The 24,619-nt window shown below is 41.2% G+C and carries 20 protein-coding genes and 1 pseudogene; 13 read left to right on the top strand and 8 right to left on the bottom strand.

The window, feature by feature from the left end; genetic code table 11:
- Positions 1–107 precede the first annotated feature (107 nt).
- The 6 genes and pseudogenes from EO92_RS18555 to EO92_RS16715 all read left to right on the top strand — a co-directional run.
- Positions 108–248, top strand: a pseudogene (locus EO92_RS18555) (NosD domain-containing protein); the annotation flags it as partial.
- A gap of 48 nt (positions 249–296) precedes the next feature.
- Positions 297–866 (top strand): PKD domain-containing protein, encoded by a 570-nt coding sequence (locus tag EO92_RS10370; protein ID WP_052734332.1) that lies wholly within the window; start codon positions 297–299, stop codon positions 864–866.
- A 93-nt stretch (positions 867–959) separates the two neighbouring features.
- A complete protein-coding gene (locus EO92_RS10365) occupies positions 960–1,619 on the top strand; it encodes a class I SAM-dependent methyltransferase (RefSeq protein ID WP_048171402.1) in 660 nt (219 codons plus the stop codon).
- A 278-nt stretch (positions 1,620–1,897) separates the two neighbouring features.
- Complete coding sequence (locus EO92_RS10360) at positions 1,898–2,458, top strand: hypothetical protein (protein ID WP_235283290.1); 561 nt, start codon at positions 1,898–1,900, stop codon at positions 2,456–2,458.
- Positions 2,459–2,852: 394 nt separating this feature from the next.
- Complete coding sequence (locus EO92_RS10355) at positions 2,853–3,209, top strand: hypothetical protein (RefSeq protein WP_156165787.1); 357 nt, start codon at positions 2,853–2,855, stop codon at positions 3,207–3,209.
- 133 nt (positions 3,210–3,342) lie between these two features.
- Positions 3,343–5,652, top strand: a complete 2,310-nt coding sequence (locus EO92_RS16715; protein ID WP_052734331.1) for a M4 family metallopeptidase — start codon at positions 3,343–3,345, stop codon at positions 5,650–5,652.
- An 89-nt stretch (positions 5,653–5,741) separates the two neighbouring features.
- Here the strand turns inward: EO92_RS16715 and EO92_RS10345 are convergent, their stop codons facing one another.
- On the bottom strand, positions 5,742–6,758 hold the full coding sequence (locus EO92_RS10345) for a cupin domain-containing protein (protein WP_048171400.1): 1,017 nt from the start codon (positions 6,756–6,758) through the stop codon (positions 5,742–5,744).
- 382 nt (positions 6,759–7,140) lie between these two features.
- Between EO92_RS10345 and EO92_RS10340 the strand changes: the two genes are divergently transcribed.
- Complete coding sequence (locus EO92_RS10340; RefSeq protein WP_048171397.1) at positions 7,141–7,923, top strand: exodeoxyribonuclease III; 783 nt, start codon at positions 7,141–7,143, stop codon at positions 7,921–7,923.
- Between the two features lie 177 nt (positions 7,924–8,100).
- Here the strand turns inward: EO92_RS10340 and EO92_RS10335 are convergent, their stop codons facing one another.
- Positions 8,101–8,634: a flavodoxin domain-containing protein gene (locus EO92_RS10335; RefSeq protein ID WP_048171408.1), complete on the bottom strand. Its 534-nt coding sequence runs from the start codon at positions 8,632–8,634 to the stop codon at positions 8,101–8,103.
- 1,234 nt (positions 8,635–9,868) lie between these two features.
- Between EO92_RS10335 and EO92_RS10325 the strand changes: the two genes are divergently transcribed.
- Together EO92_RS10325 and EO92_RS10320 are read left to right on the top strand one after the other, a co-directional pair.
- Positions 9,869–12,208, top strand: a complete 2,340-nt coding sequence (locus EO92_RS10325) for a tetratricopeptide repeat protein (protein WP_048171393.1) — start codon at positions 9,869–9,871, stop codon at positions 12,206–12,208.
- Between the two features lie 184 nt (positions 12,209–12,392).
- Complete coding sequence (locus EO92_RS10320; protein WP_048171405.1) at positions 12,393–12,617, top strand: hypothetical protein; 225 nt, start codon at positions 12,393–12,395, stop codon at positions 12,615–12,617.
- A 333-nt stretch (positions 12,618–12,950) separates the two neighbouring features.
- On the opposite strand, the gene EO92_RS10315 is transcribed toward EO92_RS10320, so the two are convergent.
- The 4 genes from EO92_RS10315 to EO92_RS10300 form a co-directional block, all read right to left on the bottom strand.
- Positions 12,951–13,307: a hypothetical protein gene (locus tag EO92_RS10315; protein ID WP_048171392.1), complete on the bottom strand. Its 357-nt coding sequence runs from the start codon at positions 13,305–13,307 to the stop codon at positions 12,951–12,953.
- A 1,407-nt stretch (positions 13,308–14,714) separates the two neighbouring features.
- Positions 14,715–15,341 (bottom strand): LysE family transporter, encoded by a 627-nt coding sequence (locus EO92_RS10310; protein WP_048171390.1) that lies wholly within the window; start codon positions 15,339–15,341, stop codon positions 14,715–14,717.
- 5 nt (positions 15,342–15,346) lie between these two features.
- The gene (locus EO92_RS10305; RefSeq protein WP_048140129.1) at positions 15,347–16,099 is read right to left on the bottom strand and encodes an ABC transporter permease; all 753 of its coding nucleotides are present in this window, start codon (positions 16,097–16,099) and stop codon (positions 15,347–15,349) included.
- Positions 16,096–16,899, bottom strand: a complete 804-nt coding sequence (locus EO92_RS10300; protein ID WP_048171387.1) for an ABC transporter ATP-binding protein — start codon at positions 16,897–16,899, stop codon at positions 16,096–16,098. Before EO92_RS10300 ends, EO92_RS10305 begins: the two co-directional genes overlap by 4 nt.
- Positions 16,900–17,719: 820 nt before the next feature.
- On the opposite strand from EO92_RS10300, the gene htpX reads away from it, so the two are divergent.
- From htpX to EO92_RS10285, 3 genes are all read left to right on the top strand, one after another.
- Positions 17,720–18,604, top strand: coding sequence for a zinc metalloprotease HtpX (htpX, locus tag EO92_RS10295; protein WP_048171386.1), 885 nt, complete (start codon positions 17,720–17,722; stop codon positions 18,602–18,604).
- Positions 18,605–18,650: 46 nt separating this feature from the next.
- Positions 18,651–19,280: a hypothetical protein gene (locus tag EO92_RS10290; protein WP_048171384.1), complete on the top strand. Its 630-nt coding sequence runs from the start codon at positions 18,651–18,653 to the stop codon at positions 19,278–19,280.
- 165 nt (positions 19,281–19,445) lie between these two features.
- On the top strand, positions 19,446–19,976 hold the full coding sequence (locus EO92_RS10285; RefSeq protein ID WP_048171382.1) for a metal-dependent hydrolase: 531 nt from the start codon (positions 19,446–19,448) through the stop codon (positions 19,974–19,976).
- 387 nt (positions 19,977–20,363) lie between these two features.
- Here the strand turns inward: EO92_RS10285 and EO92_RS10280 are convergent, their stop codons facing one another.
- Positions 20,364–21,386, bottom strand: a complete 1,023-nt coding sequence (locus EO92_RS10280; protein ID WP_369793144.1) for an ABC transporter permease — start codon at positions 21,384–21,386, stop codon at positions 20,364–20,366.
- 954 nt (positions 21,387–22,340) lie between these two features.
- On the opposite strand from EO92_RS10280, the gene EO92_RS10275 reads away from it, so the two are divergent.
- Positions 22,341–22,601, top strand: a complete 261-nt coding sequence (locus EO92_RS10275) for a hypothetical protein (protein WP_048140970.1) — start codon at positions 22,341–22,343, stop codon at positions 22,599–22,601.
- An 839-nt stretch (positions 22,602–23,440) separates the two neighbouring features.
- On the opposite strand, the gene EO92_RS10270 is transcribed toward EO92_RS10275, so the two are convergent.
- Entirely contained in the window at positions 23,441–24,193 is a 753-nt protein-coding gene (locus EO92_RS10270) for a cyclopropane-fatty-acyl-phospholipid synthase family protein (RefSeq protein ID WP_048171378.1), read from the bottom strand.
- Positions 24,194–24,619 lie beyond the last annotated feature (426 nt).

Raw genomic sequence — 24,619 nt, 5'->3', positions numbered from 1 at the left:
ATCAGATAAATCACTAGGATAAGGAAGTCTTTCAGTCTGTTCTGACATTGACGAACAATCTTGGTACAGGTATTATTTAATTTTAAGACAGCCTCTCAGACAATTCTATTTCTTCAAGTGAATTCTACGGGCTTTTTGTCTGCCCGAGAAGCGATAAAAACCTTGTTTTCAACAACTATTTCAATAATACTCTCAACGCAGAGGCTAACAACGGAACAGCAAATGCTTACAATAAGCCAAAGACCGCAGGCACAAATATTGCAGGCGGACCCTACATAGGAGGAAACTTCTGGGCAATGCCTAACGGGACAGGTTTTTCAGAAACAGCATCTGACCTCGACGGAAACGGTATTGCTGATGAGAGGTACAGGCTTGAAAACAGCCATTACATTGATTACCTGCCTCTTGTGGCTTTCAAACCACCAGAACTGGTTCTTCCCGTAGCAAACCTCAGCACCAATATCTCGGAGGGACATGCTCCGCTTTCAGTCCAGTTTACCGACCTTTCGGAAAATGCAGCCTCAAGAAGCTGGGACTTTGAAAACGACGGAATCATTGACTCATCAGATGAGACCCCGATTCATACATACTCAGTCCCCGGTACCTGTACAGTTAATTTGACTGCATCCAATGAGAACGGTAAGGATTCAAAACTTATTACAATAACTGTAAAGGACGAGAATGTAAAAGATATACAGCCGGAATCCGAAACTGGCACGCCCGGAGAAGACTATGTGGATACTAGAGGGTCACAGGCTGAGCAGAGTTCCGGGCAGGAAGGAATCAGTAGCATACCTGGCTTTGAAATAATTTATGGAGTCTTCGGTCTGCTTGTCATATTCCTGTATAGGGGAACTGGAAAGTGACCCATCAGCCAGAGAGAATCAATTTAATACGGAGGAACCTTCACACGAAGGAATATTAACAAATAGAGGTATTTTTCATACGGAGGGACTTTTATAAAGCCCTGGGAAGCCTTTGAAATATATACAGAAGAATACGATGCCTGGTACGATAAATATAAACCTGCATATGAATCCGAGCTTCTTGCCCTCAAATCCTTCCTCCCCGAAAACCTGGAAAAATTGAAGGTTCTGGAAATCGGGGTAGGTACGGGCAGGTTTGCCTGGCCTATGGGGGTCGGATACGGGCTCGATTCTTCCAGGCCAATGACAACTTTTGCAAAAAAAAGAGGCATTGAAGTGGTCCAGGGGGTCGCCGAGTCCCTGCCCTTCAAAGGACAGGCTTTTGATCTTGTGCTGATTGTTACCGCACTTGCTTTTTTCAACGATCCGGTACAGGGGCTCAGGGAAGCTGCCCGGGTCCTGAAGCCCGGTGGGCAGCTTGTAACAGGAATCCTTGATAGGGACAGTTTGCCGGGGCAGTATTACAACTTGAAAAAAAAGGAAAGCAGATTTTCTTCCGAAGCCCGGTTTCTTTCGGCGGTGGAGGTGAAGGAGTGGCTGAAGGATCTGGGGTATGAAAACATAGAAACCTGCCAGGCGCTCTTTAATAAGCCAGAGGAGATTAAGGAGATCGAAGCGGTAAAGCAGGGGACTGGAGAAGGGCTTTTAGCTGTGATTTCAGCCTGGAAACCGTTTCATCATAAATTTGGTTAAGGTCCGGATACAGGTGAATTACCCCTTCATACCCCGGTTTTTCGGGATTATCTCAGGTTTTATATCTTGCCAGCCCAATATTAATAAGGGATTTCGGGCAGATAATAGGATGGGAGGCCTGACAGGGAAGAGGTTGTGTTTTTTTTCCAGTGTAGATACATGCTTTATGAAACCGGTCCGGGGGAAAAGATATTAGATCAGGCACAAGAGCAGGCAGGAAAAAGAAGTTTTCAGGTGAAGGGACGGAAGCTCTTTACAGGGAGCACGCAGGAAAACCTGTGATTGAACTTGAACTCAAAAGCTTTCTTCAGCTCTTTGATTCTTTTGACCCTGCCCCGTTTCACGAAAAAGAGCTTAATCTGGATGCAGAAGAATACCTCTATAATGCTGTAGACGAATTTCCCCTGAGAAAGCCCCTTGAAATCATGATATACCTTCCTTCTTCCGTGGTCGGTGCAGAAATAGAAACCGATCTTAAAGAAGCTATAAAAAATCATTTTTCTTACAAAAAACTCCTTACCGAAATCGAACTGAAAAGGTTGCTTTATCAGGGGCGAAGAAATCTTGTAATAGCCCTTACCTTCCTTTTTCTCTGCCTGCTCGTGATCCGGCTGCTTTCGGCTTTTGAAGAAAGCCTGGTGAACACTCTTTTCTCTGAGGGGCTCCTTATCATCGGTTGGGTTGCAATGTGGGAGCCGGTACATACTTTCCTCTACGGCTGGTGGCCGATTGTCCACAGGCGTAACATTTACGAAAAAATCCTGAATATGGATGTCTACATTGGGAAAAGGTCTCCAGCAGGGGAGAGATCTCAAGGGTATCGTTTTACGCCAAAATAAGCTCCCTGAATGACTTAATGAAAGGTCTTCTCTCAGAGATATCGGTTTTTCAGGAATTCGGGGCTTCCATGAAATTAATGTTTTTTGTTAGGCTCTTTCAGGCAGCAGGACGTGAGGATTTAACTTCGATTGATGATGGTTGAAATGCGGTAAATAAATCGGACTTACGCACTTGAAGTACAAAATCAAATCTAATAGGCGTTGTGGTTATATTTACTATTTAAACAGTTAAAGGTTTAATGCTATTGATTTTCAGTTCAACTACGTAAGCCCTAATAAAATAATGGTAAACGAACTGATAGTAATCTAGGTGATAGTAATCTAGGTGATAGTAAGCGAAATATACGATAAACCCCTAGAATTCTAAGGGGAGTATATGAGGCGCAGGCGGAGGATGAAATCCTTAAAGAAGACTCTAAAAAGTTGGCAGTTTCTGGTTTTTGCATCCGTATCTCTTGTTCCGCACCTCCTTTACACGGCAGGTGCTGACTTTGCAGGCATGTATTCCGTTTACCCATCTTTTCCTGCGGGGATGGGCTTTTTTGCGCTTGCGCAGCTTTATCTTGTTTTTTCCTTCTTCGGGTGGACTTCTCCTCTTGCCTACCTCTCAGCTATCTTCTTTTCCCTGCTCTGGACCAGAGTTTTGCAGTGGGTTGAGAGTATTGACAAATTTGCAGTGGTAATTTTCTATATCTTAGTCTTTTTATCTGTGTGCTGGGGGCTTCTTATGGAGTTCATGCCTCCTGAATGAAATTATTTTTATTGGTACCTGAATGGAAATTCACTGGATGTTTAGATATGAAGTGGGATTGAATAAATGAAATTAAATTAAATGGAACTGGATTAAAAGGGGATTAAACGGGAATTGAAATTAGGGGGGAAATATGCCGGCACTGAGTGAAAGACAGGCAAAGGCTGCCGAGAGGTTAAAGGAAGTTGACCCTGAATGTGAAATTTTCTGGGATTCCCGGATGAAAATTCCGAAATTCATTAAAGGGACACTTTCAAGGCCTTCAGCCGAAAGTCCGGACAGGATAGCAAGAAAGTTTCTGGACGAAATCCGGGAGTTTCTGGAAATGCAGGCAGGGCTTGAAGAAGTCCTGGAGCTGTCTGCTTCGGAGACTGATTTCAGCGGCTTTCACCATGTGATTTTCCTCCAGCACATAAAAGGCATCCCTGTTTTTGAGGGATCTGTTCAGGTCCACATAAATCCGGCGGGAGAGATTCTCGCGTACAAGGATTTCCGGGTGACAGAGGTGCCTGTTTCCCTTGAGCCTGAAATCAAAAGAGAAGAAGCTATTGATATTGTCCTCAAGGATATAGGCCCTGAAAACGTTGTTACGGTTCCTCGCTCGAGGCTGATGCTTTTTCGGGACAGTGGAAAACAGCTTCACCTGAAAAAGTTTCATCTGGTCTGGCAGATTGAGTCCATCTTTGCCGAAGGTTTTGCAGGGACTTTCTATTTCATTGATGCCCATACCGGCGAGCAGCTTTACAAATTTTCCCAGATACGGTCCGCCCTTTTTCGAAAGACCTACACTGCGAAAAACGAGGCATTCCTGCCCGGAAACCTGCTGCCCGAAGATAAAATGGCTGCGGATGAGGTAGCTCGTGCAGCTCATGAAAATATGGGCATAGTGTACGATTATTTCAAAAACAACTTCGGAAGGGACAGCTATGATAACAGGGGCTCTCCTCTTGTCTCCACAGTTCACTTTCAGCGGAATTACAACAATTCTTTCTGGAGCGACTACCACAAACAGCTTGTTTTCGGGGACGGGGACGGGTTTCGCTGGAAACCCATGGCGTTTGCGCTTGATATTGTGGCTCATGAGCTGACACATGCCGTTGCCGGCCAGACTGCCCGGTTTGTGTACAGTGAAGAGGCAGGAGCTCTTGATGAGTCCTTTGCAGATGTTTTTGCAACTTTTATCTCAAACGGAGAAAAGATAACGAACTGGGAAATCGGGGAAGGAGTTTACACCCCTTTCCATGCAGGAGACGCCTTGAGGGATGTTTCCGATCCCACAAGGTTCGGGCAGCCTGACCACATTGACAATTACATGCGGCTTGCTCCCGGAGAGATCCCTGATCTTCACAGGAATCAGGCCGGGTATATTCATTACAACAGTGGAATCCCTAACAAGGCTGCTTACCTGACCATTGAGGGCGGGACACACTACGGGATAAAAATCAAAGGAATTTCCAGGGCGAAAGCCGAAAAGATCTATTACCTCGCCCTTACCGCATACCTGTGCAGTGCGACCCTTAGCAGGTGGACGTTCCGGGAAGCCAGGTATGCCCTCTTGAACGCCTGCCGCCAGCGGTATGGCGAAAAAGGGTCCGAGTACGCTGCAATCAAAAATGCCTGGGCTGCAGTTGGTCTTGGAAAGCCTGCAGAAGACATGATGGACCGTTTTCTTGTTGAAAAGGAGGTTTTTCCCGGGGTCCCTATCCCGGATTTGAGCCCTGAAGGAGTCCTGAGTTCCATTTCTGTTCCGGAAGACGGGCTTATAAAAGACATCCGGGTCAGTGTAAATATCGAACACTCCTATCTCAGGGATCTCAGGATTACGCTGTTTACACCTGCGGAAAAACACATCGTCTTGCATGACCGGCTTGCCCGGAAAGACAGGAGTCTTGTCAGGACTTATAACTCCGGTTCGGTTCCTGGCCTCAGGGATTGCATAGGAGAACGTGTCTGGGGGAAATGGACTCTTATGGTTGCAGATCTTTCAAAGGAAAATAGAGGTTTTTTCCACAGCTGGGGAATTAAATTTCTGGTGCAGAAGGTAGAAAAGGAAGAACTTAAAAGGGAGATTTTTCCCTTCCTCAAAGTTCCAGATAATGACCCGGAAGGTATCGAAAGTCTCATTGAGATAGAAAGAAGGGGAAAAATAGTAAACATCGGTGTGTCTCTGGAAATTACCCATCCTTCAATAGTAGAGCTGAAAGCCGTACTTGTCATGCCTTCCGGGGAGAAACTGGTACTGCATAACAGAGCCGGAAACGGCAGAAAATATCTCAAAAAAACGTTCAGTACCGAATCTGATGAAAACCTCCTGCCTGCTGTGAATAAAGAGATGAAAGGAGTCTGGACCCTGAAGGTCGCAGACCAGGTCGAAGGAAATGAAGGCAGCCTTGACAGCTGGGGGCTGTGCATTATATACGAGAGTGACCCGGAGTTCCTTTAAAGGTTATCCCGATGGATATCGGGATTTATTCTTATTCAAAAACTTTAATATTATTCAAAAACTTTTAATATTATTCAAAAACTTTACTCTTATTCAAAAACTTTAGTATTTTTCTCTGACCATCCGGGCTGGTTTATGGCAAGCAATTTGAGGGTAGTGTTTCCGGTGTTGTATGTAGTTTGAATAGCGCCTGCCGGGATGTATATGAGCTGATCCTTACACAATTCGACCGGGATTCCGTCAATATAGAGGATACCTTCCCCTTCAAGGATATAGTGAACTTCCGGATTTTTCATCAGGTGGGGAGCGATATGTTCTCCCGGCTCGATAACCGAATGAGCTATGCTGTAGTTCAGGTCAAGGTTTCTATTAATATTTCCGGGGTTCAGCAGTTCCACGACACGGATATTTCCAGGCTCTTCTAGATACGTGCATTCGCTAAGGTTCCTGCAAAGGATATAGTCATCCGCATAGAAGCTTGAACCAACTATGTAAGATCTTCCTTCAAAGGTAGCCTTTTTAACGAAGGTGAACCTGCGGGAAGGCTCGGAACTTCCTGGTTTCTGCCAGCTGTGATCTATCCAGCCTTCACCATTTTCGCTCAGGGCTGTCTCTATGAAGAGCTCCCCTATGGGCTTGCCGTCTGCGTCCAGAAGCCTTCCCATGTCCTCTCCTTTACTCCCCCTGTCCGGAGGACAGACTAACTGAGTCCCATTTATTGTCCATACAAAAATATAGAAGTCATGATTGTACCAGGGCGAATCTTCTTCTCTGAATGCAGGAAAGAGCTTTTCTCCCTGTCCCTCAATAAGTCTGACTGTAGCCCTTACTTTATTTTCGATGTTTCTCCTTTCAGCTGCCATTTTACTCTCCCCTTTTGCAAGAATAAGAGAGTCTGGCGGCGCAGGTCCCAGGACAGCCTGTTCTCCTGTTGTGTTTTCTCTTGTAGCCAGAGCTTTTCCGTTTACTCCTGAGGGAGATTCGCCTACGGCTTTATCTTCGAGTTCTTCCGCAATTACTGCCGGTTCGTCCTGAGTCCCACAGGTAAGGATGCCCAAAAAAAGTGCAACTGCAAGCATTCCACATATAATCCGTATTAAATCCATACGACTTCCTTATTTATTTCACTTCTAATTCAACGCTCTTGAAACTGTCTTCAGGATATGCTTAAATATATACTTATAATAATTATCAGAAGTATTATTTTATTTTTTTCACTCAGTTTATGCAGGAAGCTGTTTAAAGAAGCTTTTATTTACTGAAACTCCGGATAATTTCATAGTAAATCAGATGATTACATGGCTTTATGACTTCTGAATCAATGATTTCTTTACGGCTTTATGACTTCTGAATCAATGATTTCTTTACGGCTCTATGACCTTATGTTCAATCCTGAATAACTTTATATCGATATGATCTGAAAAATCCAGCTGAAAAGGTAAAAAAGAGTAGAGATGGAATTAAAGAGGTAAAAATAAAGAGGTAAAAATGCCGGAACATTATAACCTTATTTCCTGGAACGTGAACGGCCTCCGGGCTGCAATGAAAAAGGGCTTTCTGGATTTGCTGATGGAGCAGAAATTCGACGTAATCTGCATCCAGGAAACAAAAGCCTCTCTGGAAAAGCTCCCTCGAGAAGTAAAAAACATTCCCGGTTACTATAATTATTTTGTTTCCGCGGAACGAAGCGGTTACAGTGGGGTCGGGACGTTTTCAAAGGAAAAACCCCTGAACACCGAAACCGGAATGGGAATTGAGGAGTTTGATAGGGAAGGCCGTTTTCTCAGAGTTGATTATGATAATTTCACCCTGATGAACATCTATTTCCCAAACGGCAAAGCCTCCCAGGAACGCCTGGAATACAAAATGGCCTTTTACGACGCCTTTTTTGATTACGCAAATGCCCTTAAAGCCGAAGGCAAAAAGCTTGTCATCTGCGGGGACGTCAATACAGCCCATAGAGAAATCGACCTTGCCCGCCCCAGAGAAAACGAGACTATTTCTGGCTTCCTCCCCGAAGAAAGAGCCTGGATGGATAAATTCCTTGAAGCCGGATATCTTGATACCTTCCGCATGTTCAACAGCGAAGGTAGAAACTATTCCTGGTGGTCAATGAGGACCCGGGCCCGTGAAAGAAACGTTGGCTGGCGCCTGGATTATTTTTTCGTCAGCGAAAACCTCAGGGAAAATGTAAAGGCTGCCCCGATTTACCCTGAAATCACAGGTTCGGATCACTGTCCTGTGGGGCTTGAACTCGAATTCCAGGTTTGACTTCTTTCAGTCGAACACTTTCTTTGCTCTTTTTTCTCTAATCCTTTTCTTGAATCCTTTTCTTGAATCCTTTTCTTGAATCCTTTTCTTGAATCCTTTTCTTGAATCCTTTTCTTGAATCCTTATCTTGAATCCTTTTCTCTAATCTTTTTCTCTAATTCTTTTCTCTAATCTTTTTTAGTGTGCCAAAGCAGGCTGAAATTGTGTGGCCAGGTTGCTCGCCCAGTCGCGAATAGCTATCCAATCTCGCGCGTCGCTCGCCGGCATATTGCGTAAAGGGCTTGCCGGCAGCTTGGCAATTAAGTTGTCAGGAAAACGCAGCTTCTCCGGGTCGAACTTGCCGCCAAATATTTCTATAGCGATAGGTCTAAGCCATGGGAACTTTTCAAGCTCCTTATCGAGCTGGGCACGTACTTCCTTCCACTCCTCTTCTTCATCATGAAATGGGCCTAATGCAAAAATGGCCACTGGTAGCTTCGTGAGGGTTTCACGATGCCGCAAAAGAAAACTTTTTGCTTCCTTGTGCCAGTGGAGCATGTAGATTGGCGCGCCCAGCACAACCGCAGTGTATTCATTAAGGGTCTTTACTTCTTTCATGGGCTCAAGATCTACCGCAAGACCACTTTCGCGTAATGTAGCCGCAATTGCCTCGGCCACTTCCTGCGTTGAACCATACTTAGAAGCATAAGCCACAAGAACTTTGGTTTGCATCTGAATCAATCCCCCCATTACTTTTTATTGTTGCTCCTATTACTTGTTATCTTTGGAAACAGTTGTGGATAACATCATCATGCCGATTATCATACCTTTATCCCCGGCGGGGCCTGGAGGACAGCAACGCTTGAAATCGGGCCAATAGTACTTAGCTGGGGGGCTTTCTGGGGGAATTGATTACCTTCTTTATTATCGCATTTGTGGTCTTTATCATAGCAAAAAAGTTGTTTAAATCGGAAAAAGTGACCAAAAAGTAACTGGGAAACAGTCATTTTTCTCTTTTCCGGGTAATAAGGCAGACAGCTCTGTTCTTCAAGGCTGACCCCGACTATGGAACCCGGGTGGCTAAGGGCCTCGGACTTGACATAAAAGAAGTTGAACGCCCTGCTAATATGACCAAAGAAGAGCGTGCAAAGGCGACTGAAAAATAAAATCGGTTTTACGATGAGATCACCCGGAAAACACGGAAAAAATCACTTCAAACTCTGCAACCACGGAAAACACGGAAAACATAGAAAGACTGTAATTTTGTAGCTCCTTTTTTCCTTTTTTCCTTTTTCCCGTTTTTTTCCGGGCTTTTAAATCACAGTACCGCTAAAAAACAAGTTTCCGATCGTTGTTTTTTTATACCTTTAATTACATAATTATTATTGGTCCATAGGGTCAGTCCCTGATGTATGAAGAAGACGTACAAAGAAGACACGTAACTTAAATAAGTAGTAACTTGACTAAGGTAACTTAAGTGAGTAATGACTTAAATAAGTAATAAATTAACTGAGTACAGAACTAAATTACATAAAATTGGACCAGACCTTATGGATCACTTTAAAAGATTCTAAAAGGCTTTTCTAGTAAATTAATTCCTTATTAACTCTTTCTCATTTTAAATCCCAATTCTTCCATATCCCAATTCTTCCATATCCCTATTTCATGCCTGTTTTAGTCCCGATGCTGCCGATTATTTCCAGCTTTAAAAATCCCGTGCTCTCACCTGCCATTGGCATCTTAAAAAACGCTCTGAATTTTCGTGCCTGTCCGGAAATGGCTTCTTGTAGATGGGAAATGATGAAAGGATAAGATGTTCATTTATGCCGAGTGCCTTTTACCTGAGAGGTCAGGAAGTTTACTGTTTTTGCCGGGAACTTCTGGAAGAGACGCTTAATTCTAATACTCTGAGTTCCAAGATCCCTTCATGTCCAGGCGGTTTATAGATTTAACAGTTCGGGAATTGATGAACGCCACCTCTTTTTTTGAAAAGGGGAAGTATGAAAAGACCCTTGAGAAGCTTAATATGGCTGAAAAGCTGGCTGAAAAGGCAAAAAGTCCGGATCTTTTGTGCTGTGTCCTGCTGCATAAAGGAGAGGTTATGGATGCCACGGATAAGCCATATGAAGCGCTGGCGCTGTATGAAAAAGCTCTGGAGATTTCGTCACGCCTTTTTTTAAATGAGTCCCGGGATGCTTCCTCTCAGAAATCTCTTTATAATTCCATTGGTCTCATTGGAAATACTCTTAAAGAAATAGATAGTGTTTCGGAAGCAGAGGAGTCTTATGAACGCACGAATAAATATTTTGATGGGATATTTGATGTATATGAAAAGCTGATTGCGGAGCAGCCTGAAAATCCTGAGTATTTGTTGAATTATTTAAAAACACTGGTGAGTTTCAGGGGCTATTTTTTAATTGTCGGTCAATCTGAAAAGCGAATTCCGCTTGTCAACAGTACCCTGAAAACTTTCAAGAAACTATTAAATATCCAGCCTGAAAATCCGGAAATTTTAGAGCGGTTGGATTCATTTGTGAAGAAGCTTGGAGAAGAGTTTCTGGAAGATGAGCTTTTTGAAGAAGCGAAAAAGATCTACGAACAGCTACAGGGAATTTACAGAAACCTTCTTGAAAAAGATCCTGATAACGAGCTTGCACTTCATTATCTTATTTTCTCCTATGGGTATTTTGGAGAACTCTATTCAAGACAGGGGTACCTTGAAAAAATGGATGAAACTTACCAGCAGGCCATTTCAATAGTAGAAGACAACTTACGTAAAAATCCTGAAGACACTGCATTTCTTGTAAACAGGGGTAAAATTTACGAAGAACTTGGACTCCATTATTCCGAGGCAGAAGATCCCGAAAAAGCAAATTATTACTATGAAAAGGTGCTCAAAAACTTTGAAAATATGAATGGGAAATTCCCGGATAACCTGGATTATCAATTTGAACTTGCAAAAACTTTTGAAAATCTTGGGAAGCTTTTTGCAAAAATAAATCGTGTGGAGAACGCAAAAAAATGCTATATGCATAAAATTGAAATCTATGAGCCCCTCTTCGAAAAAGATCCGGAGGACGAGGACCTCAAACTGGATATTATCGACACCTTAATGCAGGTCGGGAGTCTCTATGCCGGTGCAGAGGACCTGGAAACGGCAAAACAATACTATGAGAAGGCAATTGAAGGATACGAAATGCTGCTTTCCGGAGACCCGGGGGAAACCGAGTTTGAGATGGGTATTGCAGACGTTCTCAATAATCTTGGGGACCTGTATGCGAAAGTGGGGCCTGAAGATATAGTACCTGAAGATATGGTGCCTGAAGATGCAGAACTCGAAACTGCGCGGGAGTACTACGAAAAAGCCCTCAACCTAAATGAAAAAGCATCTGGACTGTATCCTGATGATGAAACCTGTCGAGAAGCCCTCGTCGGGACACTGGGCAACCTTGGAGATTCATTTGCAGTCCAGGAAAGGTACGGAGATGCAATCCCATTTTACCGGCGCATTGTTAAAATCAAGGAGCAGGTAGTCAGGGATAAGCCCGGGACCTGGCTGGATATAAAGGCCCTTACAAATTTCCTGTATCAGCTGGGGTCCTTTTATGGGGAGGTAGGAGAAACGGAACTGGAGAGAGAACAATATTCAAAAGCCACGGAACTTTACTCCAGAGTATTGCACGATGAAAACCTCCAGCTTCCCGTACGAAAAATATTGGCTGTTGATGTCCAGTTCCGTGGGGTAGACTTTCTCAGTTCCAAAAAATATGATGCTGCAGAAGAGTCTCTGGACCTTGTCCTCGAATTCTTTGAAAGCCTGTATGAAAAAGATCCGGAAGACCCGGAAAACTATCATTTCATCTGCGAAGCTCTCTACCAGAGTGGAAATCTGCAACAAGCCCTGGAAAATTTTGAGGAAGCGGCTAAAATCTTTGATTCTCTGCTTCCTATTGTGGAAAAACTTCTCGAATCAGACCCCGAAAATCCTGATACCCGGGAAAAAGCAGGAATCAATTATTCCGATGCCGGGAAAGTGTATTCTCTTATCGGGGAATATGAAAAATCAAAACAGGCTTTTGGAAAAGCCCTGGTTATAAATGCAGCTCTCCTTGAGGAAGAGCCGGATAACCCCCTGTATAAGATAAACCAGGCGAAAACATTTGAATATTATGCAAAATTGCTCTCTAAACTGGGCAGGAATGAGGAAGCAGAGGATTACACCGCAAAATCAAAAGAAATATACAGGAAACTGGCTGAAGAGGATGCCGACGAAGAGGACACTGATGAAGGGGACACTGACGAATAAAAAATGAAATTCCAAATCTCATTTTTTATTTTTTGGCTGTCCGGGCCCGCTTCGTGAACGTTCCCGGAAATGGTCATATTTATCATCACTAAAAAGGTGTGAAAAGAAGAGAAAGTGATCAAAAAGTAACTGGAACCAATTTGACGGCTTATATATCCTCAAAAACCATGTGGTCCTGTTAACAATGCATAAAACTTTCCGAGAGTTTAATGGCAAAATCTACATGCTCGACGAGCTGAGCTATTTCGGACTTGAAAAATCCGATGCCGAGAAAAGAAAAGCTATATTGAAAAAGAGTGGGTTCGGAATAAGATGCATAAAAAAGGCAAATGGCAAGTACGTAGTATACCGTGAATACTCAGGTGACATAAATAAAGAAGACGGTTCTTCGTTTTTCCGAGTAAGCTGAAATTGATTGCTTAGTTATAAAATAATGAAGGGGGTTTGGGACCAGCTCTTGAATTATCCCACACTCTCACCGGTCGCAGGCGACCGGCCTTTTGAAAAAGAGCCTTGAAAAAGAGCCTTGAAAAAGAGCCTTAAAAAAGAGCCTTAAAAAAGAGCCTTGAAGTCTGAATAACGAGTTTTTAAACCTTGAAGCTCTCAATCTTTCTGTGAAATCGTATTTTTATGAGACCAGTTCCCCTGTGAAGGCTTTCTGCATAAGGGCGTTTATTTTTTACTTTTTTCTGGTGGGAATCTCATGTGAGGATTTCGTTTTAAGTAAACATGGATTGAAAAGTCAGTTAGTTATATTCCAGTTCCATTTTTCCCATTTATGATTTCTGATCCTCTGGATCTCTTTTACGAAAAAAGCAATTTTGTCGCCCACATCAACATTCACAAAATTCAGTGTTCTAATAAATCCATCACCGGGCATTCCGTGTTTATTTATAACAAGTGTAGCCAGGAAAGGTTCGCCTTTCAGTTTGTTGTATACAACTATAAGGTTTAATACATCTGTAAGTTGCTGCAAATTTTTTGGGTTATGCTCAAGCCCACATATTTCTTCCATTTCTTTGTATCTTATTGTATTTTTCGAGCTGTTTGCGATGGTAATAAGGTAATTGTAGACATTTTCTGCATTCAGTTCTATCAAATTTTATCACCTATGAGATTCAGTTTTCTCAAAACTTCATTTTTATGAGCCCAGTTCCCTTGTGAAGCTTTCTGCATGAAGGTGTTGAATAAGGTGTTGATTTCAAGGGAGGATTGTTTTTGAGATTTCTATATTTGCATCCTTACTGGTTTTTTCTTTTGTTCTTAGTTTGTGGTTGCTTTGTGGCTCTTTCTCTTGTTCTTCTTCTCTTTTGTATTTTTTGGGAAGGCCGCTCTCCTGCGTCGAGCGTGACAAAAACGGTTCGATACAGCGAATAAAGTTGTACGGGTCAGAAACGGTTCGATACAGCGAATAAGGTTGTAAGGGTCAGAATTCAAAAGTCAGGATTTCGAGCCAGTCGTTTTATGATTCAGTTCCTTAAAACTTCGTTTTAATGAGACCAGTTCCCCTTTGAAGGTTTTCTGCGTGAGGGCATCTATTTTTTACTTTTTTCGGGTGTGAGTCTCATGTGATCACCTGTTTTTAACTTGTTTTGAGCGTTAGTTTCGGGCATTGGATTTTAAATGTTGTGCTTTATTGTGGATGTTAGGTAGCAGTACTGCTAAAAAATAAGATTACAGTCGTTGCTTTTTTATACTATTACTTACATATATACAATTGGTCCATAGGGTCAGTCCCTGATGTATGAAGAAGACGTACAAAGAAGATATGTGGCTTAAATAAGTAGTGACTTGATTAAGTAACTTAAATGGGTAATAACTTAAATAAGTAGTAACTTGAATAAGTAATAACTTGACTAAGTAACTTAAATGAGTAATAACTTAAATAAGTAATAACTTGACTAAGTAACTTAAATGAGTAATAACTTAAATAAGTAGTAAATTAACTGAGTACAGAACTAAATTACATAAAATTGGACCAGACCTTATGGATCACTTTAAAAGATTCTAAAAGGCTTTTTTAATAAATTAATTTCTTATTTTAACTCAATTTTGGTTTTGGATTCTAATTCTCCCAGGTTCCGATTTCATGCTTGTTTTGGCCCACAGATGCTATCAGTTATTTCCAGTTTTTAGAACCCCGCACTCTCGCCGGTCATAGGCGACCGGCCTTTCAAAAAAAGCCATGAAAAAGAGCCTTGAAGCCTGAATGAAGAGTTTTTAAGCCTTTCAGGTTTATTTGGTAGCTGCTTTGTGGCTCTTTCTTTTTCTCTTTTCTTCTTCTTTTTTGTCTGAAAGCCGCTCTCCTGCGTCGAGCGTGACAAGAAAGAAACTGGATGACGAATGACGTTGCACAGGTCAGAGATATTATAATTTAGTTTTCTTGAGTGAAGCTCACTGCTATAACTTATAATTTAGCCCTCTTGAGCGCAGTGAAAAGGACTGTAGGCTCCCGAGGCGCAATTCGGGAAGTGAAACTCGGGTGTGCGGCTAGTAAATAAAAATATCAGACGATGTTCAATGAATCCAGGCCCACTTTAATAAAAGTCAATCCGAATATAATCTGTGCAATTCCCAGAACACGGATGATAGAAAAGTAATATTTACTGTTAATAAAAGATTTTGATTTCTCTACAATTAAGGCGACGATCACTTTTGATCCTACAAGCAGGCTGTAGAAACCAGCTATGAATAAGATTGTAGCCCAGATATGGGTGTTTAAACTCTTCAAAATTATTGGCCCGCCTATGGAGATCCAGAATATATACGGGTGCGGGTTCCCGAAGTTGACAATAACTCCTTTTTTAAGGGCATCTTTCTTTTCTAAATCTAATTCAATGCTGTCCTTTTTGATTTTCAGCGATTCGATTCCTGAATGAATCAGATATGATGCCCCAAAAAGAGCAATGATTCCGATAATTGAATTATAACCTGTCAAATGTGAGAGAACAAACAGTACGGATAAAATTATTGGCAGGTCTGTAATCAAAGGGGATATTGCAACCTTTATTCCTTCCCACTTGCCGTGCTGCAGAGTTTCAGAAATAGTTATAGCCAGGAGAGGACCCGGAGACATCCCTGCAGCAAGGCCGAGAAAAGCTCCCAGGGCTAAAAACTCAACAACATCTGACATTCCCGTCACGCCTCGAGCTTCGAAAACAGCAATGCTCCGATCGCACAGACAAGTATGGACAATGCACCTATCACTGCCAGGTCGTTATATATGCCAAAAGTGCTCATCCCGGCAATGGCACCCCTCAGACCGTCAACACCGTAGGTCAGGGGATCGATCCTGCTTATAAAGTAAATTGCTGGGGGCAGGTTTTCCAGGGGGAAGAGGGCGCCGGACAGGAAGAAGATGGGCATGATCAGGAAGTTCATGATCAACTGGAAACCATGCATATCTTTCATTTTTGAGGCTATGGCAAGGCCGAGGCCTGTAAAGAAGATGGCTATCAGGGACATGAAAATTAACCCCAGCCCAAGGCTGGCGAGGCTGGGAATCCTGAACCCCAGCACATAGGTCAGGCTCAGCACGATCAAGCCCTGGATCATGGCTATGGTTGCGCCCCCAAGGGTTTTTCCGACCATGATTTCGGTCCTTGAAATCGGCGCTACAAGGGTCTCTTTAAGAAAACCGAACTGCCTGTCCCAGATGACCTCCAGGCCTGAAAAGATAGCCGTAAAGAGAATTGCCATGGAAACTATTCCCGGGGCAAGGAAATCCATGTAGTTTGCCCCTCCGCTGGCTCTGGTATACATGGGGCCGAACCCGAACCCGAAAGTGATCATGAAGAGGAGCGGCTGTCCGAGAGACCCCAGCAGCCTGGCTTTCGAGCGCCAGTAATGTTTGAGCTGTCTGAGCCAGAGGATGTAGATTACCTCGATCAATGCCTGTTCCTCCTTCCCATGCCTCGAATCATTCTCATTTTATTTGCAGTTTCATTATTCTCATCACGGATATCCCTGCCTGTCAGCTTCAGAAAAGCTTCTTCTAAGGATTCGGTTTCTGTCCGTTTCCTAATTTCTTCAACTGTACCGGATTCTATTATTTTTCCGTGGTCAATGATTGCGATCTGGTCCGCAATCGCCTCGGCTTCTTCCATATAGTGTGTGGTCAAGAAAATCGTCATTTTTCTTTCTTCGTTCAGGTTTTTGATATGGGTCCAGATGGAGTTTCGGGTCTGGGGGTCAAGCCCCACGGTGGGTTCATCAAGGAAAAGAATTTTCGGGTAATGGACAAGCGCTCGGGCAATCTCAAGCCTGCGCTTCATCCCACCTGAAAACTTTTTAACGTAATCTTCCCGCCTGTCCCAGAGCCCGACAATCTCCAGGGCTTTCTGGATTCGTTCTGCTCTTTCTTTTTTAGGCACTTTGTAGACGACTGCGTGGTAGACCATGTTTTCGTAAGCAGTAAGCTCTTCGTCAAGGCTGTGGTCCTGAAAGACTATCCCGAAAGATGCCCGGGCCTTGTCCTGTTCTTTAAGCACATTGAACCCATTGATGCTTATTTCCCCTGACGTGGGCTTCAGGACTGTTGTGAGCATTTTGATGGTCGTTGACTTGCCTGCACCGTTTGGACCCAGAAAAGCAAAGATCGAACCTGTTTCAACATCAAAACTGATGTCTTTTACAGCCGTAAAATCATCGAATTTCTTTGTAAGAGATTTGACTGAGAGTATGTTTTGCATGACAGGACCTGATATGTTTTTTATGGAAAGATTGAGTTAATGAGTTTTCTTTCAAAAAAATCCTGAACTGCGCAGGTTCAGGAGGAATTCCGTGAAATATCTCAGGAAGAAGGTGCGTTTTTAAAATACTGTCTGATTGAGAAAATAGATGGCATTTTTGTAGCCTTCTACGGAAAGCAGGAATATTCTATCTGGAAATTTCTGCAAATAAGATGTGAAAGTCAGCACAAAATGTTTTGTGTGAGTGTTTTACTTAATTATTTGTTTGATTTTATATGGTTTGATTTCTAACCAGAATGGATTGATTGTATTTAAATTATTTGGATCTTTACGAAAGAGAGTTAATAAATGAAATAACAAAATAGGCTTTAGTCAATGAGAATATTCAATGCCATCCGTTACCTTGTTCTTTTCTATAGTGGAGGAAAGAATTTAAATCCTTGAGGAAATGTTTTATGGAGAAAGAAAGAGGTTACCTTTCGTTTCAAATGAATCTCGGCTATAATCTCTTCAGATCGCCGTTATCCGATTTTTTTGATTTATCCGTATTTATCCGTATTTATCTTCATTTAAAGGTGTATTTTATCTCCAGTAATTCACCTATAAGTTCAAAGTTCATTTGACGTGTACTTAAGTAGCAAATCAACTTAATTGTTATTTAGTCTGGACTTAATTCTCATTTAACCTGATTTCACTTAATTGTCATTTAATTGTGGAATAATACTATAATAATCTAAAGATTATAGTAATTTAAAGACTATAATAATTTATCATCTTAATATAATCTATCATCTTAATATCAGGATAGGCGAAATAACATATGAAAAGAAAATGGGAACGGGACTTAGGACTTCAGGGACGAATGCTTTTCACGATGTTTCTTCTGGCAGCAGTTTATCTCTTTTTCCTGGCATTTCTTTCTTACTATGGAACGTCTCAGATTTTCATGGTTTTATTTATCGGGCTTTTCATGGGCATCCAGTACTTCTACTCGGACAAAATGGTGCTCTGGACAACAGGAGCACACATTGTCTCTGAAAGCGAAGAGCCGAAGCTGCATGACATGGTCACCAGGCTGTGTGCAATAGCCGACCTCCCGAAACCACAGGTAGCAATTGTCCAGACCCGGGTTCCAAATGCTTTTGCCACAGGCAGGAGCCCGAGTAAAGCTGTTGTTGCAGTCACGACAGGGATTATGGACAAACTCTCTCCAGCCGAACTTGAGGCCGTGCTTGCCCATGAACTGAGCCACGTCAAGAACAGGGACATGGCTGTCCTGACGATTGCCAGTTTCATCTCAACAGTGGCTTTTTACATTGTCCGCTACAGCCTCTACTTTGGAAATATGGGAGGAGATAGGCGGCGGGATGGCGGAGGCATTATACTTGTCTGGATAGTTTCAATTGCAGTCTGGGTCGTCAGTTTCCTGCTGATCCGTGCCCTTTCCCGCTACAGAGAATTTTCTGCAGACAGGGGGTCGGCAATCATTACCGGCCAGCCTGCAAATCTTGCCTCTGCCCTTATGAAGATAAGCGGGCTAATGGAAAGGGTGCCGAGCGAGGACCTCAGAAAAGTAGAGGGAATGAATGCCTTCTTCATTATCCCCGCAATTTCAGGTTCTTCGTTTATGGATATCTTTTCCACTCATCCGTCTGTGGAAAAAAGGTTAGCCCAGCTTGAAAAGATGCAGAAGGAAATGAGTTAAATAAGGCAGAGCTGAAGAAAAGTTTTTCAAGAGGAGATAGGTTAAAATGGGTTTGCGGGATTTTATGGATGCAGTCATGGGGAGGAGCAGGCTTCCGAAAGCAAAAAGTGACAAACTATTTGCAATCTCTACAGCCAGCATTACTCTGGAGAGCAATATGGGCCTTAAACCTTCAGGGTCAGCGGGGATTTGTTTTAAACCGATAGGAGCTACAGCGTATGAATCCGCCCGCCAGGAGATCGAAGAACTTCTGGAGTACAGCTCAAAGGAGACTGAAACGGAGTTCAGGCTGGAAAAAGATGAGTTCAACTTCCTCTGGGCTATTTTCAAGGACCCTGATTTCGAAGACCTTGTTGCAAACATCCACCTTGTAAGCCAGACCCTTGAAGACCGCGGCTTTGGCGAACAGATCCTCTGTGCCATTTACAGGTTTGACAGCGAGCCTGAAGCCGGGACAACCGGACACGAAGGAAAAGCCGGGCGAAAGACTGGCGGTGGAAAAGCAGTTTACTGGATCTACAATTTTAAACAGGGAACTTACTATCCTTTCATTCCGCTTTCCAGCAGGCAGAGGGACAGTCCCTTTGAATTCAGGCTCAGAACCGCAATGGAAAGGGAAATGCCTGTTGAAAAAAATGTGGAAAAATGGTACCCTCTATGGGGAATTCCTTTTTAAAAACTGCCAGATTTTGATAATTTGCAGACTTGTATAATTTGCAGACTTGTATAATTTGAGTTCAAATTTTCTTTATTTTTGAAGGTCCTATATTGGACTTTTTTCAAATAAAGATTTATATACAAACAATCATTGTTTAAATAGAAAAGGACAGTCAGGTTTCCGATGCTTCTCTTTGGACACCTGGGCATTACGCTCGGGATATTTTTTGGGCTGGGGATTTTTATACCCCGATTAAGGACTATCATAGATCCACGATATCTGGCAATCGGAGCTATTCTGCCCGATTTAATAGACAAGCCGATAGGTGAAGTAATCTTTGCTTCAACTTTTGCAAGCGGACGCATTATATGCCATACCCTTTTGTTCTCTCTTCTTCTCTTTCTGATAGGTTTATATATGTACGAAAAAAGAAGAGATATCAGGGGCCTTTCTCTTACTTCGGGCACTTTTTTTCACCTTTTTGAAGATCAGATGGTGTTAAATCCTCCAACTTTCTTCTGGCCCCTCTTTGGATGGAGTTTTCCCAGAAATTCCATGGATTACATTGGACTTGAACATTTAATGGAAATGTTGGAAAAATCCTTTCATCTTGAATTCTTGCAAAGTCACTCTATTGAAATCCTGGGAGTGGTAATAGGGTTCGTTTTGGCTTTTTATTTGTTGAAAATAGTTATCGTAAGAGAAGAACTGTGATGAACTCGTAAGGGCAGAAGATGAAATCGTAAAAGAAGAACTCTGCTGATACAATAGATCCTCAACCTAAAAAATGTTGGGCTCTCAGATACTTGCTTTCCTGAATCTACTCTGAATTCCGTACTCAGGCACAGAAGAATGTCAAATGCCTCAAATGTGTGCATCTGAGGAAAGCAGCTTATAATGTCAAAATGGTTTTTATAATAAAATATCCGCATATTATGAAGCCTGTTATGTATAATCCGGCTGTTAGAGTATCTGGTTTGTCATTGTTTTTTTTCATCTATTTTCTCCTCTGTTCTTTCTCTATGTGATTTATTCTCCTCTTCAGGATGTTACATTGTACCACTTCTGAACCTATTATACAGATTTTGTACAAAGTTATATCTATACTTTTGAAACGGGCTTTTTGTTTAAGAGCAGCAGGATAACGACTAGCAAAACAACAACAATACCATTGATGATGATTATTTTTCTATTGATGATGATTATTTCTCGCAGAACACTTTCGTTAAATGTCTTTTTCCATACCGAAACATATTCGCTGGAAATGTAATTTTCGGCAGGATATTCTTGAAAAAGCTTATCTAATATCGGTTTTTCTGAGTCATCCGCTGTAAAGATAAAGATTTCATTTGCATATTCCGGATAAGAATAATCATTCGTTTTCTTATTGTCGATATTTCTGGTTACAAATTCATCAAAAGTGTCCGCATCATACTGATAGAGTCCATAGTTTCTTTTTGCGTCAAAGGAGATGTAACAAATATCATTGTAATAAATATCATTTATGTCTACGGTGGTATAGGTTTCATTTTCATAGTTAACCCTGCTATCATAGCTGTTTATGATACCTACGATGGTATAGGTTTCATTTTCATAGTTTACCCTGCTGCCGATTGCCCGGGTCAGCGTTTCATTGGTATATGCAAAGTGCTTTTCCAGCAATTTCTTTGAAATTGTAATTTCATGGGCGTTGTCCAGAGGAAGTCTGCCTTCTTCCAGATATTCTGTACCGTAGGGGATATCAGTCTGATGAAGATAGTCCTGTGCTATAGATTCAGGCACTGCAATGAGATTCAATTTACCCGGTAATCTATCTTCGTTTGCAGTCTTATAAAGGGTATCAAAATAACTGTTATCGTAAAGAATTACATTTTCAACCCCATCCATTGAAACAATATCAGGTATGTCTTCGTAGGTTATCATCCGGTCATAGTTCTCGGAATCGATATCCAATCCGGCACCTCTTGCATAAACTGCATTAAGGTCCCCATATGTGTAGTCTGCCTGATAGATAGCAATGATATTGCCTGGAGGTATGGTGTCCGTACAATAACCAGCGGTAATCTGAGAATATGTGAACGAGAGTAAGCCTATGATAACAACTAATGTTAGTAAGACTGAAATATTGATGATTTTTTTATTTGCAGGGATTATTTTTAGCCACCTCCATGCTGTAAATAGGGAGATGCATCTACTATTTAATAAAATTTACTTTATGTCCCGTAGTCTTCTTTTTTGTTTACTGTTCCATTACTATATACTTATTTCCTGTGATTCGGTCACGAGTTTTCTAGCAGGATGAATCATAGTATGGGTTCTGGAGATAAACAGATCACCTGGGGGCCTACCCTGCTCTTAACGGTCAGGGGGTTAGCCAATTACCTGACAGGGAAAACCAACGAACTTGATTTACTTGATTTTATTAACCCTGAATTTGGGGGGTCAGAGGGTCGATTCCCATGAAATTAGGCAAAAGATTCTTGATATTTCTTATTCTGACTGGAAGAAACCAGGGTTTTCTAAAGGTACTTTGCATTGGTACTTTGCATTATATGAAGCGGAACGCCAGGTCGGATAAGCCGTTTACTCTCAATGCTCATGTTCTGGATAGAGTAAATAAGTGGGAAGGATGAGGAGTATATTGCATTGATACTTTCATTGATACCTGTGGAATGAGACAATATTTGAGGGGTAAAATCACCCCACTCTCCCTCTGTTCCTGTCACCATCAGGCTATAATTGGCTCGTACCTATGGTGCTCCAGGTTGGCTTTATATGTGATCTCTGTGTAAACTCAACGACCGGAACCCCATAATAAAGGAAATTAAATTAAATATACAAAAGTGTACATGCCGACAGGAAACCTAAACCTATTTCATGAAGAAAAACTAAAAGCACATTTGGTGTAAGTGTGTCTCAAATAGATGTTTCAGATGGAGCTCTTATTGTTTTTATAGGGTTATCATTGTAGGAATTAGTTTAAGTCTTTTAACAAATGTATGGGTCACAAGTAAAGGAAATCAAGGCATAGCTCAGTGGTAATTTATTGACAAATTATGAAAGATAGGAGTGAGTAAAATGAGTGAATACGAATTAACCGACATTGAAAATAAAACCCTGAATAATTGGATAATGTTAAATATAGTCCCACAAAAAACACCAAATAAAAATTACACTAGTTATGCACTTAAAATTCTTTTTGAACAAGCACCAGATGGTTTCTTTATCACAAATAAGCAGTTTAAAGAAGCGATGGTCAGATGTAATTTCTCACCTGTAAATAAAAATAAATTAAATTGGGAATTCCGAATTTCCCTAAAATCTCCAGGGTCGAAATAATCTAAATGAGGTTCATGCGTCTTCGGTTAAGTGAAGAATCGTGATAATTGCCTCTATCTTTGCAACAGTTGCCAATAATTTGCTTTGATGTGAAGTTGGAACATGGTATCGATTTTAGTTTAGGTGTTCGAAATTTGAGACTATTTTTTCTCTAAAATCGAGAGCCTTCAGGCAAGAGATTTCCTTAACCGATGACCAATGAATTGGATTTAGGAATATTTTGAATCTCCATGGTGAGACTCCTATAATAATATTTTTTCAGACAAACATCTTAAAACAGAAAATTGACTTTTTGAGTAGGGCAACTCCTTAAAAAAGTAATCATTAAAACAACTTTTGAAAATAACGGTTGTGTAAATTCCTAATATAGGGTCCTTCTAATAGAGGGTGTAAATTGAGAGTTTAGATCATTTATTTTAGGCAATAGGTACATAATAGAGTCTCCCAAATAAAAGTACACATTAAAAATTAATTTTTTATTAAAATAATCCCTATCAAGCCTTGGTAATGCGAACTAAGGCAAATTAAGGCTTTATTACTGTAAACGTTAAAATTCTTTGAAATTAAGGCTCTTGAGCTTGTTTTCCACCATATTGTGGTTGGTGTTTAAAAGGAGGGGCAATAAAACCTTAAATTTTAAATTAAGGGTAATTAATTATTTAAATTTGAAATAAGTTCTTTTCTATCTGTACTTTTATTGGGGAAGCACTATCAATGTACTTAGGCTACTAAATGAGGTTAATTAGCCCTTAAAAAATTGATGATTTTTTGAGGACCCTATTACAATAGCGTTGCGTTTTTTGAGTTTCTGGATCATTTAATTGTTCATCAGTAACAGATCATTTATTTGTGTTCTTCTGTAAAATGAAGAACGTATAACCATATTCATCTGGGTATTCTCTGAAGATCTTTATCTCTTTTCTGTTAAAACTAAGTATCGTTTCTGCATCGGTGTTTCCTTTATAGTTATCACTGATGTCATCAACTCTTTTTTCCAGATGGGAGTAAAAATCGTACCAGGTAGAAGCTGGCAGTTTAAAGCGGTCAATGAGATCATATCCTACTGCCATGATAACTTTTTCAGTGTCAGGTATGCTCTTGATATCAGGATAACAGCCCTGCCAGAATTGAAGCACTTCCAAAGAAGGTTCATCCGTGAACCATGTGCTTTCTGTCAGTGCTATATAACCCTCATCTTTCAGAAACTGTTTCCAGTAGCTAAGTCCTTTTTCAAAACCAATAACAAAGATAGAGCCCTCTGACCAGATGATGTCGAATTCTCCTGCTTCAAAAGGCAGGTCATCCATGGAAGCACAAACCGTGGTAATCCTGTCATCAAGTCCTTCTTTAACTGCATTTTCCATCAGTTTATCCAGAAAAGGCTGGTAAATGTCGGTTGCAGTGATGTGACAGTCGTTGCAGATCTTCGCAAGATGTATTGTCTGCATACCCACACCGCAACCAATGTCAAGGATCTTAGTGCCTGCAGGAAGGGGAGAAAGCAAATTAAAGGCTTTTTCAGTACACTTGTTATTACCTGGACCCTGTCTGGGCAATCCATCAAATATCTCAAAAATTGGTGATTCTACCATAAAACCCTCACAGAGATAATTTCTTAAATCTTTTGTGGTGTCACGATAATGATTGTGTTTTCATCAATGTGTTTCTTAAGATTCTTCAAGCTCTCTAAGTTGATTCTGATTTGTTCTTCTAATTTCATCTCTCACACTTTCTTTATTATGGGGTTTTGGAAATGATGAATTATCAGCAATTTAGGTTTTGCACTTTATCTATTAAAGATACTTGAAAACTTAAGCGTACAAAAAAAATCATCTTTTTCGATTTTGTAAAACTTCTCTCTCAACCGGCTTAGTCAAGTTAAATTAAAATAAAGAAACTAAAGGTTTTGCTTTAGTCTTACATTAGGTACATAAAATCCAATTTTTTGTAATCTTTATATTATATATTAAAAAGATATATAAGTGAGGAAATTTTAGAAAAACAGTGCAGTCATAATT

This window comes from Methanosarcina sp. 2.H.A.1B.4 (assembly GCF_000979385.1).
GTDB lineage: Archaea > Halobacteriota > Methanosarcinia > Methanosarcinales > Methanosarcinaceae > Methanosarcina.
This window is presented reverse-complemented; position numbering and strand designations above follow the sequence as displayed.